The organism is Nonomuraea sp. CA-143628, assembly GCF_050942315.1.
Taxonomy (GTDB): domain Bacteria; phylum Actinomycetota; class Actinomycetes; order Streptosporangiales; family Streptosporangiaceae; genus Nonomuraea.
Map to the genome: position 1 here is coordinate 6,615,221 of NZ_CP192072.1, position 17,000 is coordinate 6,632,220.

Sequence of the window (17,000 nt, forward strand, 5' to 3'; positions counted from 1 at the left end):
ACAACCGGTCCCGAAACCACCGGTCCGGCCCTCAGAGGCCCGCTGTCACCGCGGCGCCCAGCCCCAGCAGGACGACGCCGGTGGTCACGCTGAGTCCCCGCAGGACGGCCGGCCGCGATATCAGGGCGCGCCCTCGGCTGACGGCCCAGGTGAGCAACGTGTACCAGGAGGCGCTGACGAGCGCCCACAGGGCTCCCAGGGCGACGGTCGACAGGAACACCGGGCCTTGCGCGGTCACGAACTGGGGCAGCACCGAGACGGCGAACACGCCCGCCTTGGGGTTGCCGAGATTGGTGATCAGGCCGGTGAGATATCCGCCCGCGAAGCCGGTGCGGCGCCCGCCCTCGTCGGGCGGGGGAGCGGGGACGGTGGTGAGCGCGGTCCGTAGCGTGTTCACCCCGAGGATCATCAGCACGATGCCGCCGGCGATCCGGAGCACCGCGTAGGCGGTGGGGCTGGCCAGCAGGACGGCGGACAGTCCGGCCGCGGCGGCTGTGGACCACAGCAGGAAGCCGGTGGCGTTGCCCGCGAGCGTGCCCCGGACCGTGCGTTGCTCGCCTTGCAGAACCTGCCGGATCATCAGGGCTTGACTCGCGCCGGGCAGCATCGCCAGCAGCAATGTGGTGGCGATGAAGACGGGCACATGCGTGGGCATGGGAAAAGAACCCCTTCCGGGGATCGCGGCCGATGGGTGTCCTGTGAGTCTTCCTCTCCCGTACTCCTAAGAGAAGTTAAAGAAGAAGGGTCCAGCGTTAGGATTGGTGAATGCTGGTGGATCCGGGACAGCTGCGGCTTCTCGCGTTGATCGAGCGGCACGGCTCCCTTACGGCGGCGGCCCACGCGCTCCGGCTCACGCCCGCGGCGGTCACCCAGCAGGTGGCCAAGGCCGAGCGCGACTGGCAGGTGCCCCTGGTCATCCGTGGTCCTCGCGGAGCGAGGCTCACCGCGGCCGGTGCGCTGCTCGCCTCCCACGGCCGAACCGTGCAGGAGGCATCGGAGACGGCCAAGGCGCAACTGGCCGCACTGCTCGGCCACCTCTCGCTCCGCCTGCGGATCGGAACATTCCAGGCGGCCGCCCTGCACCTGCTGCCACCCGCCCTGACAGCCCTGCGGCACCGCCATCCGGACGCCGACGTCTCGGTCGTGGACGTGGTGTCCGGACGCGGAGCGGAGGAGATCAGCGCGGGGCGCCTGGACCTCGCCATCGTCGCGTCCTGGGGCACACCGCTCACGCCGCCCCCACACCTGCGGGCCCACTCGCTACTGTTGGACCCGATGGTCGTGGTCGTCCCCGATGACCACCCCCTGGCCACCGGGCAGCCCGCGGACACCGAACTTCACCTGGAACAACTGCGCGACGAATCGTGGGTCTCCATCCTGGCCGGCCATGCCGCGCGCGAACAGTTCCACGACGCCGCCCGCGAGGCCGGCTTCACTCCCACCGTGCGGTTCGAGACCGAGTCCTACGACGTCGCCCAGGCTCTCGTCGGCACAGGCATCGCCGTGGCCCTGGTCTCGCGCCTGGCCCTGACCCACGCGCCTGGCACCACCCATCGCGAACTGGCCCACCCCAGGCCCTACCGCCGGCTCTACGCCGTGACCAAGACCGACGCCGGCCTCACACCACTCGCGGACATGCTCATCGACCTCCTGCGTGATGTCGCCCGCGACATCACCGCCACCTGGCAGGCTCCCGGTTCGACGTCGGTGAGGTAGCCGCGGATGAACGCGGCGCGCACCGACGGCCGTCGTTACGCGAGCGAAGGGCCCATCACCGCGGGAGGCGGCAGAGAGCCAGGGCGCTGAACCTGGAAAGCCTGGAAGAGATAGGCCAGCAGGCGCCGGGAGGCCGCGACGGCGGCTTCTCTCGGCTGTCCGGCGAGGCCGCTGTTGGCCAGGAACAGGAGGGTGATGTCGGCGAGGTCGAAGTCGTCGCGCAGCTGCCCGCTCTCGCGGGCACGCTGGACCAGCCGCGCCAGAGCCTCTTGGGCACAGTCGCGTTCGCGATCGTGATCAAGGGCGTCGGGGAACTGATCCCAGAACACGGAGGCGAAGCCGCGGTCGGTCACCTGTGTGGTGCACACCTCCTCCAGGAGTGTGTACAGGCCGTGCCCGGGATCAGGGTCGGCCAGGGCCTCGTCGAAGGCTGCCACGCACAACGCGAGTTGCTCGGCGAAGGCGGCGGTGGCGAGCACCGTGCGGGTGGGGAAGTGGCGGTAGAGGGTGGCCACGCCGACGCCGGCGCGGCGGGCGACGGCGCTCATGGGGGCGTCAACGCCCTGGGCCGCGAACACCTCGCGCGCGGCTTCGACGATGCGTTCCCGGTTGCGCCGGGCATCGGCGCGCAGGCCCACAGGGTCCGCGTCGCCGGGCACATCTCCGACGTGCCCGAACGGCTTGTGAGATGGCTGAGCAGGCAATGTCTCTCACTTCACACTAAATGGACGATGTCATCCACTTACGGGGTTAGCGTGAGCGTACCAGCGGGCGTACACAGCGCCTCCGCGGCTCCGAAACGCGACACAGGACAAGATCATGAGCGACATGCGCGCAGCCCTCTTCGACCGATACGGCCCCCCGGAGGTCCTCTACGTGGGCAAGCGGCCGACGCCGGCCCCCGCGCCCGAGGAGGTGCTGGTGCGGGTGCACGCCGCCAGCGTCAACGGCGGCGAGCTGCTCGACCGGGCCGGGAGAACGCGCCTGGTCACTGGCCGCACCTTCCCCAAGGCGAGCGGAATCGACTTCGCCGGGGAGGTCGCCGAAGTCGGTTCGTCGGTCACCGGAGTAGGTGAAGGGGACCGGGTGTGGGGGCTGCTCGGGCGCAAGACCGGCAGCATGGCCGAGCACGTCGTCGTGCGCCCCCGCCAGATCGCCCCCGCTCCGGACAACCTCACCCCGGTGCAGGCCATCTCACTGCTCGCCGGCGGGGCCACAGCAGTCACTGCCCTGCGCGACAAGGCCGCCGTCAAACCCGGTGAGCGGCTCCTGGTGCGCGGGGGCAGCGGCGGCGTGGACAGCGTCGTGGTGCAGATCGGCAAGCTCTTCGGTGCCCACGTCGTCGCTCTCGCGGGCGCGAGAAACCTCGACTTCGTCCGCGGCCTGGGCGCCGACGAAGCACTCGACTACCGTACGACCCGCCTGTCCGAGCTGGGCCGTTTCGACGTCATCGTCGACACCGCCGGCACGCAGCAGTCCCGCTTGCGCCGCCTGCTGGCACCCGGCGGGCGCATGGTCGCCATCACCTTCGACTTCACCAGGCCTCTGGCCGGCCTCGCCTCCATCCTCGCCTCGACCATCCACGGGAGCAGACGCATCCGCATCTTCAGCGGCAACCCCGGCACCGAACTGCTGGCCCAGATCACCCGTTACGCCGAGCGCGGCGACATCGTCCCCGTCGTGGACACCGTCCACCCTCTCGACCGGATCGCCGATGCCCACCGGGCCCTGGAGGCCGGTGGCGTGCGCGGCAAGCACGTCATCCAGATCAGCTGAGGGGAGACACTCCCGCTCACTGTTGTTCATGACCCCCACGCGACCGCGCAAGCTCCGCTGCGGGTTCGTGATCGCTGGGTTGAGTGTCGGCACCGGCCGACTTGATCATCCAAGGTCGAGGGAGTACCAGCCATAGTGTGCGATATGGCCGTTGTGCAGCAGTGCGGGATGGCCGTGAGGCAGAGGTTCCCCGGGAAGCGGCGGGATGGTGATCACCGACCAGTCCAAAGACCCATCAGCCGTCCGGACCAGTGGTTCCAGGCTTGCCTGGCTCAGCCGCTCACCCGAGGCGTACACCGACAGATGGTAGGCGCCGAGACCGGCGATATCAGCGAACCAGTGATCGCATGCCCACCGCAGTTCTTCGGCGTCACTGACGACGAGCTGTTCACGGCATCCGACCGTGCCGCTCCAGTACTCCCCTTGGACCAAGTAGTGGCTGTAGGGAGCCACCGGAAAGGGCGCCCCCTCGAAAGCGGCCAACCCGCTGCGAGCGCCCGGATGCGCGGGGTCCGCTCGTAACACTTGCTCGTAGAGCCGCTGCGCCTCTTTTCGCATCCGCTCGCAGTTCCTCCTGGCCCAGCTACCCTCCTCGTCCTCGTCGCCCTCGCTCTCCTCGTCGTCGAGCCCGTAGGCGTAGGCGAGGGCATCGGCGTCACCAGTAAGGCGGGCGGCCAGCAAGACAGCAGCCTCGTGATCCTCAGGCCGCCCTTCCAGCGCGGCACGAAACCACCACACGCACGGCCACTCGTCATCGGCCTCCTCCATCTCGGCCGGGAGAAGACTGAGGAGCCTGCCGTATTCGCGCGCGGCCTCGAAGTCCCCCGCCTGGGCGGCGCCTCGAACACTTTCCAGGTGATGTTCAACAAGGGTCATGCCACAGGACCTTAGGAGTTTTTGCCCAGATTAGGGGACTTGTCCGAGCGCGGTACTCAGGTCCTCGTCCGTGAGCTTCTTCACCCAGGCCGGTAGGGAGTCGATGTACACAAGACTCGACCTGGAGCAGGTGCAGAGCGAGCGTCGAGGTCTCAACATGCTCCTTGTCCCGGGCCCGTGAGGGCACCGTCCTTCCCGTTGCCGTCGCGGCCGATCACGCAGCGCGGGCCGTCAGTACCAGGACATCGTCATACCCGCGTCCGCGTGAACGGCCGCGCTGTACGTCTCCTTGAGGTCGGCGAAGTACAGCGTGACGTACTCCTCGTCATCGCCATTGACGTTCTCGGTCGTCCTCAGGCCCGTCATGAACTGCTCGACAGTGATGGGCGAAAGACGCTCCCAGAAGGCTTTGACCTGTTCGGGGGCGAGTCGGCCCACGAATCCTTCCTCCGACCCCTCGGCGTCGACGCCGTCCGGACCCCCCACCCCGTGAACGATCTCGTCGCCGTCGAGCCCCAGCGCCTCCAGCCCCACGCGAAGGTGGTACGCGCTGCTGTCGAGGTCGCAGCTACCAAGCTTCTTTCCGTCCCTGACGACGTCGATGTAGATGCAGACCCCCACGGTCGCCTCCCTCGTGTACCGTGACTTGGTCTTCGGCGAAGAGCATATATACGTAGATCTTACGATCACCAGTTCGAGGCTCTTCATCTGCGCTGCCCTCCCCATCCCAGCCCATCCTCGGCTGGAGGTTCCTCACTTTTCGTGCGCCGCGGCATGCGCCAGGGTTTCGCGGCCGCCCGCTTGGGAGCCGAGGCGTTCGAGCGGCTGAGCTTCGAGTTCGGCGATGCGTCGGTCGGCGAGCCGGGCGTTGGCGCGGGCGGCTCGAAGCCGTTCGTTCAGGATCCGGGTTTCGTCGGTGAGGCGGCGGACCATCTGCTTGACAGTGGTGTTCTCCGCGAGGAGCCACCCGCGTTCGTCGTCTCACAGCCCGGCGCCGTCCCCCGACGTACGACAGAACCCTCACGCTGTGCGCCCACTGGCGCAGGCGGGACGGATGCGGGAAACTGCCTCGATGCCCGCTGAGTACGCCCAGAGTGACCAGTTCCGTGATGCCCGCATCCACCTATGCGACCTTGCCGGCCTTGAGATTCGCGATTGCGAGGTCAGCGGCCTGAAGATCGTGGACTGCTATGGGGGCGACATCTACCTCGGTGGCGACTTCGAGCGTGTCGTTGTCAACGACGTCGACGTGACCGCCTACGTCGAGGCCGAGCTCGACCGGCGGCATCCCACGCGGGTGCTGGCGCGTGACGCCACGTCCCCCGACGACTATCGGGCTGCTTGGGATGCCATCGAGACGCGATGGGAGGCGACGCTCGACCGCGCCAGGCTCCTGCCCGAGGCCACGCTGCACGAGCGGGTCAGCGGCGAGTGGTCGTTCGTCGAGACCCAACGGCACCTGCTGATGGCCGGCGATGCCTGGCTTGGCAATGCCGTGCTCGAGGAGGATGCGCCGTACCACCCGTTGGGCCTTCCTTACGGCGGGATGCCGCCCGACGCGGCGGCGAAGCTCGGGCTCACCCTCGAAGCCACGCCGACGCTCGACGAGGTACTCGCGCCGCGGCTGGCCCGCATGGCCACGATGCGGCGTGTCGTCGACGGGCTCACCGAGGCCGAGCTCGATCGGGTGTGCGGTCGCAAGCCGGCGGGCCCATATCCAGACCGGGAGTACGTCGTGCGCCGCTGCCTCAAGGTGGTGCTCAAGGAAGAGGCCGAGCATCACCGTTATGCGGTACGCGACCTCGCCGTGCTCGAGGCCGGTGCCTGAATCGGAGCAAGGGCGCGGGCCCCGGGGGCGCTGGTCCGACCGGGCGAAATCCGTGAGGCCCTCGAGACCGGGCCACCCGACGGACCACTTACCGTTCCTGGCCCCTTGCCGTGCAACCTCGCCATCGACGACCGCATAACCGACCAGCGCAAGCTCATCCGGCTCCGGGGCCTGATCCACGCCGAGGGGCGCCACACCACCGACTCAGCCATCACCATCGGGCGGTGGCTGCGGTGATCAGGGCGCGTTCTCGTCGCACCCGCATGCTTCCTCCGGTGATCTACGTGGTGGACGGCGGCAGATAACCACATCCAGCAGGCGGATCGCGGAGGAAGGGCGCTCCAGGTAACGAGGGCCTGTGAAACAGAGACGCTGCCGGCTTGCTGTGTTGGGCGACTCGGGGCGCTTGTGCCAGGGCTGACCGGTCAGGACGTGGGGCCGGACCGCGCCCCAGGACCATGGACGATCTGTTCCAGACAGTCGCGGAACAGATCGTCGACGCTGTGGCCGGCCTGGAAATACTCTGTCACGCCGGCCATCACGGTGGGGTACGCCGTGGCGTACGCGGCCATGTCGAAGCCGTCCAGGGCGTCCGCGTCGGGGCGGCCGGCCTGTTCCTCCAGGACGTAGCCGACGGTGAAGCGCAACACCGTCAACACGATCAGGCGAGCCCGCCGCAGGGGAACGCCCCGTTCGACCAGTGTGCTCATCGCCAGTTCGGATATGGCGGCCATCTTGAGGGACAACTGGGAGGCCGCGATGATCCGGGCTCCGTCCGGGTGGGCCAGCAGCGCGCGGCGCAGCCGCTCGGCCAGGCCGATCAGCCATTCCGGCCAGCGCTCCTGCGGCGCGGGCGAGGCCGGCTCGGGGAACTGCTGCTCAAGAATCGCCTCGGCGATCGCGGTGACCAGCGCCGCCTTGTTCGGGATGTGCCAGTAAAGGGTCGGCGACTGTACGCCGAGCCGGGCGGCCAGTTTGCGCGTGGTCACGCCGTCGAGACCCTCTGCGTCCAGTAGCGCGACGGCCTCGGTGACGATCCGCTGCTTGTCCAAAGCCAATTCCGGCACCTCCCTTCCGGAGTCTATCAGTGATAGAGTCCTCTATCACTGATAGAGACGCACACGCCAGAGGAGGCGACCATGAGACACCAGCACTCGCTCCGCGACCTGCTGCACTGGGCGACCCATCGCGTTCCGGGGATTCCCGCGCACACCGAGCGGCCGGCCGGGCACCAGGGCCAGGCCCGCCATGGCCATGGGAGGCGGCACTCGCCCACGCACCACCACGGGTTCGACCACTCGCCGGCCCGGCCGCCTCGTGTCCTGGCGGCGTGGCAGACGCGGATCGCTCGCTTGTTCGGGCAGGAGCTGGGATGAAGGCAGCCGTGCTCCACGAGGTCGGCGGCATCCCGCGCTTTGAGGACTTCCCCGATCCGGTCGCCGGCGACGGTGAGGTGATCATCGATGTCAAGGCGGTCGCCGTCGAGAACGTCGACAAGGCCATCGCGGCCGGTACGCACTACGCCAGCGAGAAGTACATCGGCCGGCTTCCGGTGATCCCCGCCTTCGACGGCATCGGCGCCCTCCCGGACGGCACGCTCGTCGGGTTCGGCAACATCCGCCTGCCCTACGGCGCGCTCGCCGAGAAGGCCGTGGTGTCCCAGGGCTCCTACATGCCGATCCCAGACGGCATCGACCCGGCCGTGGTCGCGGTGATGGCCTCGGCCGTCACCGCGATGTCGATGAAGACGGCCGCGGGGTTCGTTCCTGGGGAGACGGTGCTGGTGCAGGGCGCCACCGGGGTCGCCGGGCGGCTCACGGTCAAGGTGGCCCGGCTGCTGGGCGCCGGCCGGATCGTGGCCACCGGCCGCGACGACGACCAGTTGCGCGAGGTACGGGCCATCGGGGCCGACACGGTGATCAACACCGCGGTCTCCGACGAGGCGCTGGCGCAGGCGTACCTCGACGCCAAAGGGGACGGCTACGACGTCGTCATGGACTACCTGTGGGGCAGGCCCAGCGAGATCCTGCTGCGCGCCCTGGTGCCGCGGTCGTTCGCGTTCGGCAAGCCGACCCGGGTGGTCCAGATCGGCGAATCGGTCGGCACCGAGGTCGCCATCGCCGGGTCGAGCCTGCGCACCTCCGGCGTGGAGATCTACGGCGCGGCCAAGGGCCTCGACCCGCAGACCATGGACGAGGCGTACCAGCAGATCGTGACGTGGACGCGGTCCGGCGATCTCACCTTCGAGGTGGAGAAGGTCCAACTGAGCGACATCGCGGCCGCCTGGCAGCGAACCGACCTCAAAGGCAGGCGAGTCGTCGTGATGCCATGACCGGCCCGCGCCCACTCGATGATCACCAGTGAGCGTTCCGTCGCCGTCCCTGCCCACGACGTCGACGGAACCGTCTCCGAGCGGCGGTGCCTAGCCCCACCGTGCCTGTGCGGCTGACCCGCGCGTGGCCTCAGCGATCCGTCAGGCCACTCAGCTGGCGACCGGTCCGCGTAGGGACCTGATGTGGACAGGCTCACGGGCTGTTCAGCTCTTCGGGACGGGGTCAGAGTGTCGCCAGGGCGAAGGGAGGAGACGCCATGACCGATCGCCCACCTGAAAGCACCGGCTCCTCATCCTCATCCTCGAGCAGCAGTTCGGGGTCGTTGGGCAGCCGCAGTACCACCGGCTCAACGTGCGCCCTCGCGGTCAAGGCCCTGATGGGTATCACGTCCATCACGTGGGGCAGCGGAAGTTCCTGGCGCACCAGCGGCGGGGTTCCCGACCACACCGAGGGGCCCATCCAGCTGATGTGCTACGAATTCCTGCCCTACGCCCTGCTCAGGGCTAAGCGCCTCAACCAGAAGACGTTCCTGGAGGGGATGCAGGTCAAGGCGTCGGGTAAGTACGATGGCGGATCGGAGTCGTGGGCGGCCTTCCTCTGCGACACGACGTCACAGGGCCGCGTCGCGCCGGACGAACTCGCCACCCTGCGGGTCGTCCCGGGCGACGTCATCGTCATGTACGGCGGAAGCCGCGACGCGTTCCACACCGTGATCGTCTCGGGCGCCACCTCGACCGGCCCCGCTTCAGAGGGCCCGATGGTGTACAGCCTGGCCGACCGCAGCCCGACGGACGACCCCGCCGAAATGACCCTCGCCAAGATCATCGAACAGTTCCTGCCCTACGAAACCATCTCGGTGGGGGTGTTCACCGTGAAACCGGCCCTCCTGGAGTGAGGCGAGGAGATCGAACGGCTCGACGCCTCGTCGATGCCAGCCCGACCGAGCACAAGGCGCACCGCGTGTACGCCGTCGGTGTCACAGCCGTACAGCCCACCCGACTGCATCCGTCCTGACCTGTGAAAACCCGTCGGCGAGACGCATTTGGCCGGAAAGTCACGGCAAGCCGCTCAACGCTGCTCTGCTGCTTCGTAGTCGGCGGAGCGCGTCCGCCAAGTCACATCCAAGTCGTTCTCATGTCTTTCGGGAGATCGCCTTCAGTGCTGCCCAAGTCGTTTTCCTTACTGTCAGGCATGGCACTGAGAACAGCACAAGGGAAGGACGATCAAATGGACTTCAGTTTCGGTCGCGGTACGGTGGCGCGGGCCGGCGCGGCGGCAGCGGCGATGACCGCGGCATTGTTCTGCGTACCCACCACGGCTATGGCCGATCAGCCGTCGATCACGGTGGAAGTGACGCCCACCGGCTCCGCCCGCTACTACGAGTCCTGCACCGACACGGAGACGTGGGGAGTGGCCGCCGGCAAGGACAGCCCCGATTTCAACAAGGGCAATTACCAGGTGTGCAAGTATTCCAGCAGCGACGTGAACTTCAACCCGTGGGCGGGCGGGCTCGGCACCGAGTACAACGCCGCCGCGAGGGACCACGTCATCGAGCAATCCCATGGGGAGTGGTTTCCCCGCGCCCTGGATTCCCGGTGCACGTACTGGCTGCCCGGCGGTCCGAACCGTTCGGCGCAGATCTCCGAGATCGTGCAGACATACCAGGTCAAGCTAATCTACAAGTACGCCGACGGACATATCCAGGTCGCCGACACCACTCAGGCGACGTATTCCGGCAACAAGAGCGTCTCGTGGAACCCCGGCTGCTGGACGAGATGACGCCGCCGCCACCGCACTGCGTCCTGGCCGCCCGCAGCGTGTGCGCCTCGGCGCCTGGGATGCAGGGGCACATTATGCGAAGCCTTCTGGTGATCTTCTCTGGTAATCGAGCATTTATGAGAACACGAAAGTCACCAACATCACGCACGGCTTTGGGGTCGTCTCCCGGACCGAGCGGGTGGAAGGCCCATGTGGGCGCGAATGGTGGTCTCTTCGACGAGATGTAGGTCGAGCAGCCCGAGGTGGCGCTCGGCGACGGCCTCGGTAGCCGCGGCCCTGACGCCGGCGTCAGGGCCGCGGCGGCGGAGGCTCGGGTCAGCTCGCGTCTGGAACGGCGGGCTTGTCGTTCGTCCACCCGGCCTTGATCGTCTGTACGCCGGACGTGCCGAGCACCGCCTTGCCGCCGTCGGTGAGGTCGGTGTACTGGGCCAGCAGCGTCGTGGCGGTGGTGTCCACGAGGACCTGCTGCCAGGTCAGCGGGAAGCGGTGGCGGTTCAGCAGCGCCTTGACGACCTCGTCGCGCCGCGGGTGGTCGGGCCGGCCGCCGGAGGTCCGGGCGATCGTCACCAGGTAGTGGTCCTGCATCGGCAGGTCGAGCTCGCCGGCCAGCTGGGGCGCGGCGGGATCGTCGGACAGGAGCATCCGGGCGAGCATCTGGATCCTGGCCACGACGGGCAGGAAGCGCTCCTGACCTTTGAGGTATCCGCGTGTGTAGGCGTTCTGCGCGGTAAGGCCATGGTGGGCGATCCACCCGAGGATGCGCATGACGTCGCCAAGGTCGTTGGGGCCCGCCGCCTCGTGGATCTCGCGCAGCGAGAGATTGGCGTGCAGGAGCAGAATCTGCCGCTGGGATGCCAGCGAGACGCCCACCTCGCCCCGCGCCGCGCCGACCGAGGCCATGTAGGTCTGGTCCTGCCCGGTGAACGCCTGGTCCTCCGCGGCCAGCTCGATGGTGCGGCGCCGCAGAATCACCGCGAATTCCAGCATCGCGGCCGACCCCCGAGCCTCAGCGGCCAGGCTGCGGTAGTCCGCGAGCTCGCGGGTATACACCTCGACCGCACGCCGGGCATTGGCATCCAGGCTGCTGCGTAAGGTCCGGAACAGGTTGCCCATATCGGCTCTCCTTCACATCCGGCCGTCATCCGCGAGGGACCGCCCGCCACCGCCGCAGACGTCACCGACGCCATGGAGAACTGTGCCGATCTCCGCAGGTCCCTCGCTGACGCGGTTCATGAAGACACTGGACTGGGCGGCCTCACGGGGTCTGCTCGTCGATCTCGCACTTGGTGAAGACCCGTTGGTGGCCGCCGCTGTTCTTCAGCCACCCGTACATCCACGCCGTTCCAGTCAAGTCGACGCTGACAGCGAAGTCGAGGGTGATGTCACAGCCGGAGACGTTCGCGCTCTGCGTGCCGCCGCCGTTCGGCGCGATGAGCTGGTACTACGTGCCGGAGGCGTTGGTGATGACGAGGTGGAAGCGGCCGAAGCCGGCGGGCCGTCCCCCCGGCCGAGCCGCGCCGACGGCGATGGGCGCGTTGATCGCACGGCTCGGGGGATGGTGTGGCGGACGTGTCTTCGGAGCAGGTTGGCGCGGGAGGAGGTCGATCGCGTCAGCCGACGGCGTAGGCGCGGATGACGGTTTGCTTGACGCTCGTCCCCGACGTGTCGCTCGCCGTGACCCTCAAGGAGACGAAGCCGGCCGTACGCGGGTTGGGCACGGCGGCGGTCCAGCCCGAGCCGGTCGGGACGCTCGGCAGGGCAAGCCAGTTCGCGCCGTCGTCAGAGGACATCTCGATGCTGAGGGAGGTCACCTTGGCCCCGGGCGCGCCGGGGTTGCGCTCCACCCGGACGGGCAGCCTGGTCGCCGTGCCGGGACGGGCCCGGTTGAACGAGTCGAGACCGCCTGGGGCGTAGCGGACCGCGAACAGCGGGAGCGGCTTCGCCTCGGACGTCGGTCTCGTATGGCGTGACGCCCGGTGTGGGGGCGGCGCTGCCGATAAGGGCGGCCTTGAGCTGCTGTCCGGTCCAGTCCGGGTGCCGCTGCGCCATGATCGCGGCGGCGCCGGCCACGTGCGGCGCGGCCATCGAGGTGCCGCTGCGCTCCACGTACGTGCCGCCCGCCTCGGCGGCCATGATGTCCACGCCGGGAGCCGTGATGTCCGGCTTGATCGCGTGGTCGCCCTCGCGAGGGCCCCTGCTGGAGAAGCCCGCGACCCGGTCGTGGTCGTCGACCGCGCCGACCGTCAGGGCGGCGTCGGCGCTGCCGGGGGTGGATACCGGGGCTTGGGCGCCGCTGTTGCCCGCGGAGATGACGAACAGCGTGCCGGTCCGCTCGGACAGCGTGTTCACCGCCTGTTCGACGGGGTCGGCTTCCGGGGTGTCGGGACCGCCCAGGCTCATGCTGACGACCTTGGCCTTGACCTCGGTCGCGGCCCACTCCATGCCCGCCAGGACCGCGGAATCCGAGGGGCCGGAGCGGCCGCCGACCTTGCCGACGGCGAGGTTCGCGCCGGGCGCGACTCCCCGGTACTTCTCGCCGGCTCCGGCCACGATGGAGGCGACGTGTGTGCCGTGTCCAAGGTTGTCGCGGATGTCCGGCTCATCGGAGAAATTCCGTTCGTGGGTGACCACGCCCTTGAGATCAGGGTGATCGGGGTCGTAGCCGGAGTCGAGCACGGCTACGGTGACGCCCTTGCCGGTGAAGCCCTGTTTCCAGGCTTCGGTGGCGCCGATCTGTTTGACGCTCTTGTCGAGGGTCCAGGGGCGCCGGCCATCGAGCCAGAGCTTGGCCTTGCCCGCCGCCAGCGCCCGGGCGCCGTCGCCGGTCAGATCCTTCCAGGTCTGGGCGGCGTTCTTCTTCGAGACCCGGAGCGTGGACATGCCGAGCCCGGCCAGCCGCCGCGCCCCCGCCATGTCCACCGACTGGGTGATCACGGGGATGTCGGGCCGGTCGGCGTCGCCGTAGCGCCATTGAAGCAGTTGCGTCACGTCGAACAGCCGCGGATCCAGGACGCCCCGGGCCAGCAGGGGGCGGGCGTCGAACGGGATCACCTGCAGGTGGCCCTCGATCACCTGCCGGGTGAATCCCGTCCGCCTGCCCGGTCCGGGCTCCACCCGCAGGCTCGCGCCGGTGACCACGACGCGGTCGCCGGTGATCAGGGTGACGGCGCCGGTCGTCGCAGCCGGTGGTGGCCGCTCCGGCGGCGGTGCCACGGTGATCGTACTGGCGAGGAGCGCGGACGCGAGAATGCCGCCCAAGCTCATGAACTGCCTCCATCAAGAGGTGATCTTGAATGCGGCAGCGACCATACTCTTTTTAACGTAGTATGGTCAAGGCTTGCAGGCCGGCCCAGTCGGTAGCCATGTTCAGGACCACTGGCGGCCCTTCGGTTCTTGAGGCGCGACAGGGCATGCTCGACACGTGCCCGAGCCCGACGGGCAGAGGGCGGCGCCGCTCAGATCATGCGTCGTAGCGCGGTCTCCACGGCATCGACCAGCGGATCGCCTTCGGTCCGCGGGTGCCTGGCCAGGCCGAGTTCGATGTCCGGCAGGCTGGGCAGGGCGTCCGCGTCGTGGCACGCCATGGCCGGTTCGAGATTGCCGGGCAGCACCGCCGTAACGCCGAGCCCGGCCCGCACCGCGGCGAGCACACCGACGAGAGTGTTGCTCTCGAACGCCACCCGCCAGCGGCGGTCGGCGCTTTCCAGCCCTTCCAGCACCGACGCACGCCATGTGCACGGGCCCGAGAACAGCACCACGGGTAGCGGATCGGCGGCCAAGTCCACACCCTGGCCGACCGCCCAGACCAGCGGCCGGCGCACCGTCCAGCGCGGCCGGCCGGGAACGTCCGCCGCCTCGTCGAGCACGAGTTGGACGCGTCCCGCGTCGTACGCCTCGCGCCTCGCGTCGCCGGAGAGGCTGAGCACCTCAAGCGTCGCGCCTGGATGCAGCCGGGCGAGGTCGGCCAGGGCCTGCGGAAGCTGGGACGCGGCGAGGTCCTCGAGCAGCCCGACGCCGCAGTGGCCGGTCAGTGCGCGGCCGACTTCGGTGAGTGCCTGCGCGGAGAGGGAGAGGATGCGCTCCGCGTAGGGCAGGAGTTCGTCACCCGCGCGGGTCGGCGAGACGCCGGTCGTGGACCGCAGGAGCAGGGGACTGCCGACGGTGTTCTCAAGCTTGCGCAACTGCTGGCTGAGCGCGGGCTGGCTCTGCCCCAGCGCGCTTGCGGCGCGGCTGATGCTGCCCGCCCGCACAGCGGTGACGAATGACCGCAGCAGTACGATCTCCAGATCCCTGGCCATAAGAATCCATTATATCGACCCCAATCATATGGCCACTTCCTATAGCCAGATGATTGGAGCTAGCGTCACGCGGGTGAGTCGATACCGACAGCTGCTCGCCGCGCCTGGGATGGCATCGCTGCTGGGCGTCTCGCTGCTCGCCCGCATCGCGATCACGGCCTCCGGGATGGCGCTGACGATGTACGTCGTTCTGGGCCTGGACATGAGCTACGCGGCGGCGGGAGGAGCCGCGGCGGCCATGACCATCGGTCTGGCGCTGGGCGGTCCGCTGCTGGGCCGCATGATCGACCGGCGGGGCGCGCGTATCGTGCTGCTGATCACCGTCGTGGTTCAGGTCGCGTGTTGGCTCAGCGTCTCGGTACTGCCGTACACGACCCTGCTGGCCGTCGCCTTCGTAGCAGGTCTGCTGATGGTGCCGGCCCCGATGGTGACCAGGCAGGCGATCGCCGCGATGACGAAGGCGGGACAGCGCCGGGCCGCCTTCGCGCTGGAAGCGGTACAGGGCGAACTGTCCTACATGGTGGGCCCGCCGATCGTGATCCTCTGCGCGGCACAACTGCCCTCCGGCATGGTGGCCTGGGGCGTCGGCGCCGCGATCGTGGCGGGCGGAACGGGGATCGCCCTGCTCAACCCCCCGCTGCGGGCCGAGGATGAGGCGCCGGCCGCCCCAGCCGACCGCCCCCGTCGCCGGGAGTGGCTGGGCTCGAGAATGATCGCCGTGCTGGTGATGGCGTTCGGCGCCACGATCGTGCTCAACGGTACCGACCTGGCCATCGTGGCCACTCTCAAGGAAGCCGGCCAGGTCTCCTGGGCCGCCGTCGTGGTGGCCGTGTACGGCGCGGCCTCCATCGCCGGCGGGCTTCTGTACGGCGCGCTCCCGCGACCGCTGCCCACCTGGCTGCTGCTCGGCCTGCTCGGGCTGGTGACCATTCCCGCCGGACTGGCCCACGACTGGCGCTGGTTGTGTGTGGCAGGCTGCGGCGCGGGGCTGCTTGCCGCACCGACTCTTTCCGCGTTGTCCGACGCCGTGAGCCGGCTCGCACCCGCGAGCGTGCGAGGTGAGGCGACAGGCCTGCAGTCCTCGGCGCTGGGCGCGGGCTTCGCCCTCGGCGTCCCGATCGTCGGCGGGGCGATCGACACGTCCGTACCGGCAGGCGGCTTCGCGGTGGCCGGCCTGGCCGGCCTCGCCGCCGCGCTGATGGGATGGCTGCTGTCCCGGCGCTCACCCATTCGAACGCGGTCGGTGCGCGGCGATCCCGGCTTCATCGGGGCCTCGGACGCGCGATGATCCGCCTGCCGTCCAGCGACACCGAGCGGGTCGGTCGGTCCAGCCAGATACCCTCCGCGACTACGTCGTACCGCGGACTTTCAGGCTCGGTGTCAGGACGGCGGGGGGTGGCAGTTCGCCGGCGAGGAGCCGGTCGACCTGGTGGACGGCCATTTCGCCCAGCCGTCGCTTGTCCAGGTGGAGGGTGGTCAGTGGTGGGTCGAGCAGATCGGCGACACTCAGCCCGTCGTAACCGACGAGTGCGCAGTCGTCCGGCACGCGGAGGCCGAGCCGGCGGGCGGCCTGGAGCGCGCCGATCGCGACGAGGTCGTTGAAGGCGAACACGGCGGTGAGGTCCGGGTGCGCGGCGTGCAGCGCCTCGAACGCGGCGGCGCCGCCGTCCAGGCTCTGCTCGCCCACGATTCTCCAGTGGTCGTCGATCGGCAGGGCGTGTTCCTCGGCGACCTCGGCGAAGACGCGGCCTCGGACCAACGGGTCGCAGATCGGCGCGCAGTCGATCATGCCGATGCGGCGGTGCCCCTGGTCGATGAGGTGCCGCATCCCGGCCCTGATTCCGGCCGCGGTGTCGACCTCGACCAGCGCGTAGGTGGATGAGTCCATCCCGCGGTCGACGATGACCAGCGGCACGGAGCCCACGTACGGCTCGAGTTGTGCGTCGGAGTGGCTGAGGTAGCTGACGAGCGCGTCGACCTGCCGTCCCAGCGAGCGGAGCAGGGCCGGCTCCCGGGATGGGGTGTTCTCGGTGCTGGCCACGAGCACCTGCCAGTCCCGCTGGTCCGCGGCCGCGAACACCCCTGCCATGAACTCGGGGAAGAACGGGTTGACCACGTCGGGGACGATGAGCCCCACGGTGACGACGTCAGGGCGGACCAGCCCCCGGGCGAACCGGCTGGGCCGGTACCGCAGTCGCCGGGCGACGTCGAGCACCCGACGCTGGGTCTCCGGGTCGATCTCTCCCTTGCCGTTGATCGCCCGCGAGACAGTCTGGTGGGACACGCCCGCCGCCTTGGCGACATCGCGCAGCGTGACGCGCTTGGCGGTCCCCGCGCCGGGGGAGTCGCGCCCCGGCTGCTCTTCCGTTTCCCGTTGTCCCGCCACGCCGCCCG

Annotated in this window: 20 protein-coding genes; 9 read left to right on the forward strand and 11 right to left on the reverse strand. The window is 69.2% G+C overall.

Annotation, left to right across the window (positions count from 1 at the left end; genetic code table 11):
• Positions 1-31: 31 nt before the first annotated feature.
• Positions 32-655 carry a LysE family translocator gene (locus tag ACQP2T_RS30315; RefSeq protein ID WP_433519459.1) on the reverse strand — a complete coding sequence of 208 codons (624 nt, stop codon included), beginning with the start codon at positions 653-655 and terminating at the stop codon, positions 32-34.
• 110 nt (positions 656-765) lie between these two features.
• On the opposite strand from ACQP2T_RS30315, the gene ACQP2T_RS30320 reads away from it, so the two are divergent.
• On the forward strand, positions 766-1,716 hold the full coding sequence (locus ACQP2T_RS30320; protein ID WP_433519460.1) for a LysR family transcriptional regulator: 951 nt from the start codon (positions 766-768) through the stop codon (positions 1,714-1,716).
• Positions 1,717-1,751: 35 nt separating this feature from the next.
• On the opposite strand, the gene ACQP2T_RS30325 is transcribed toward ACQP2T_RS30320, so the two are convergent.
• A complete protein-coding gene (locus ACQP2T_RS30325) occupies positions 1,752-2,375 on the reverse strand; it encodes a TetR/AcrR family transcriptional regulator (RefSeq protein ID WP_433519461.1) in 624 nt (207 codons plus the stop codon).
• A gap of 169 nt (positions 2,376-2,544) precedes the next feature.
• Between ACQP2T_RS30325 and ACQP2T_RS30330 the strand changes: the two genes are divergently transcribed.
• On the forward strand, positions 2,545-3,492 hold the full coding sequence (locus tag ACQP2T_RS30330) for an NAD(P)-dependent alcohol dehydrogenase (protein WP_433519462.1): 948 nt from the start codon (positions 2,545-2,547) through the stop codon (positions 3,490-3,492).
• Between the two features lie 105 nt (positions 3,493-3,597).
• Here ACQP2T_RS30330 and ACQP2T_RS30335 read toward each other — a convergent pair whose 3' ends face one another.
• The 3 genes from ACQP2T_RS30335 to ACQP2T_RS30345 form a co-directional block, all read right to left on the reverse strand.
• The gene (locus ACQP2T_RS30335; protein WP_433519463.1) at positions 3,598-4,368 is read right to left on the reverse strand and encodes a hypothetical protein; all 771 of its coding nucleotides are present in this window, start codon (positions 4,366-4,368) and stop codon (positions 3,598-3,600) included.
• A gap of 231 nt (positions 4,369-4,599) precedes the next feature.
• Positions 4,600-5,076, reverse strand: a complete 477-nt coding sequence (locus tag ACQP2T_RS30340) for a DUF1877 family protein (protein ID WP_433519464.1) — start codon at positions 5,074-5,076, stop codon at positions 4,600-4,602.
• A 45-nt stretch (positions 5,077-5,121) separates the two neighbouring features.
• Positions 5,122-5,301: a hypothetical protein gene (locus tag ACQP2T_RS30345; RefSeq protein ID WP_433519465.1), complete on the reverse strand. Its 180-nt coding sequence runs from the start codon at positions 5,299-5,301 to the stop codon at positions 5,122-5,124.
• A 139-nt stretch (positions 5,302-5,440) separates the two neighbouring features.
• Here ACQP2T_RS30345 and ACQP2T_RS30350 point away from each other — a divergent pair, with 139 nt between their 5' ends.
• Together ACQP2T_RS30350 and ACQP2T_RS30355 are read left to right on the forward strand one after the other, a co-directional pair.
• Positions 5,441-6,196, forward strand: a complete 756-nt coding sequence (locus ACQP2T_RS30350; protein ID WP_433519466.1) for a DinB family protein — start codon at positions 5,441-5,443, stop codon at positions 6,194-6,196.
• Between the two features lie 105 nt (positions 6,197-6,301).
• Positions 6,302-6,433 carry a hypothetical protein gene (locus ACQP2T_RS30355; RefSeq protein ID WP_433519467.1) on the forward strand — a complete coding sequence of 44 codons (132 nt, stop codon included), beginning with the start codon at positions 6,302-6,304 and terminating at the stop codon, positions 6,431-6,433.
• A 188-nt stretch (positions 6,434-6,621) separates the two neighbouring features.
• On the opposite strand, the gene ACQP2T_RS30360 is transcribed toward ACQP2T_RS30355, so the two are convergent.
• Positions 6,622-7,254 carry a TetR/AcrR family transcriptional regulator C-terminal domain-containing protein gene (locus tag ACQP2T_RS30360; RefSeq protein WP_433519468.1) on the reverse strand — a complete coding sequence of 211 codons (633 nt, stop codon included), beginning with the start codon at positions 7,252-7,254 and terminating at the stop codon, positions 6,622-6,624.
• 81 nt (positions 7,255-7,335) lie between these two features.
• Here ACQP2T_RS30360 and ACQP2T_RS30365 point away from each other — a divergent pair, with 81 nt between their 5' ends.
• The 4 genes from ACQP2T_RS30365 to ACQP2T_RS30380 all read left to right on the forward strand — a co-directional run bounded on the left by ACQP2T_RS30365 (position 7,336) and on the right by ACQP2T_RS30380 (position 10,308).
• Positions 7,336-7,572 (forward strand): hypothetical protein, encoded by a 237-nt coding sequence (locus tag ACQP2T_RS30365; protein WP_433519469.1) that lies wholly within the window; start codon positions 7,336-7,338, stop codon positions 7,570-7,572.
• A complete protein-coding gene (locus tag ACQP2T_RS30370; RefSeq protein WP_433519470.1) occupies positions 7,569-8,528 on the forward strand; it encodes a zinc-binding dehydrogenase in 960 nt (319 codons plus the stop codon). Before ACQP2T_RS30365 ends, ACQP2T_RS30370 begins: the two co-directional genes overlap by 4 nt.
• A 377-nt stretch (positions 8,529-8,905) precedes the next feature.
• Complete coding sequence (locus ACQP2T_RS30375) at positions 8,906-9,424, forward strand: hypothetical protein (protein WP_433519471.1); 519 nt, start codon at positions 8,906-8,908, stop codon at positions 9,422-9,424.
• 332 nt (positions 9,425-9,756) lie between these two features.
• Entirely contained in the window at positions 9,757-10,308 is a 552-nt protein-coding gene (locus ACQP2T_RS30380; RefSeq protein ID WP_433519472.1) for a hypothetical protein, read from the forward strand.
• Positions 10,309-10,623: 315 nt separating this feature from the next.
• On the opposite strand, the gene ACQP2T_RS30385 is transcribed toward ACQP2T_RS30380, so the two are convergent.
• The 4 genes from ACQP2T_RS30385 to ACQP2T_RS30400 form a co-directional block, all read right to left on the reverse strand.
• The gene (locus tag ACQP2T_RS30385; RefSeq protein WP_433519473.1) at positions 10,624-11,421 is read right to left on the reverse strand and encodes a hypothetical protein; all 798 of its coding nucleotides are present in this window, start codon (positions 11,419-11,421) and stop codon (positions 10,624-10,626) included.
• Between the two features lie 497 nt (positions 11,422-11,918).
• Positions 11,919-12,098: a hypothetical protein gene (locus ACQP2T_RS30390; RefSeq protein WP_433519474.1), complete on the reverse strand. Its 180-nt coding sequence runs from the start codon at positions 12,096-12,098 to the stop codon at positions 11,919-11,921.
• Positions 12,088-13,572, reverse strand: a complete 1,485-nt coding sequence (locus ACQP2T_RS30395; protein WP_433519475.1) for a S8 family serine peptidase — start codon at positions 13,570-13,572, stop codon at positions 12,088-12,090. Before ACQP2T_RS30395 ends, ACQP2T_RS30390 begins: the two co-directional genes overlap by 11 nt.
• A 191-nt stretch (positions 13,573-13,763) precedes the next feature.
• On the reverse strand, positions 13,764-14,606 hold the full coding sequence (locus ACQP2T_RS30400; RefSeq protein WP_433519476.1) for a LysR family transcriptional regulator: 843 nt from the start codon (positions 14,604-14,606) through the stop codon (positions 13,764-13,766).
• Positions 14,607-14,679: 73 nt separating this feature from the next.
• Between ACQP2T_RS30400 and ACQP2T_RS30405 the strand changes: the two genes are divergently transcribed.
• On the forward strand, positions 14,680-15,894 hold the full coding sequence (locus ACQP2T_RS30405; RefSeq protein WP_433519477.1) for an MFS transporter: 1,215 nt from the start codon (positions 14,680-14,682) through the stop codon (positions 15,892-15,894).
• Positions 15,895-15,954: 60 nt separating this feature from the next.
• On the opposite strand, the gene ACQP2T_RS30410 is transcribed toward ACQP2T_RS30405, so the two are convergent.
• Positions 15,955-16,992, reverse strand: a complete 1,038-nt coding sequence (locus tag ACQP2T_RS30410) for a LacI family DNA-binding transcriptional regulator (RefSeq protein ID WP_433519478.1) — start codon at positions 16,990-16,992, stop codon at positions 15,955-15,957.
• Between the last annotated feature and the right edge of the window lie 8 nt (positions 16,993-17,000).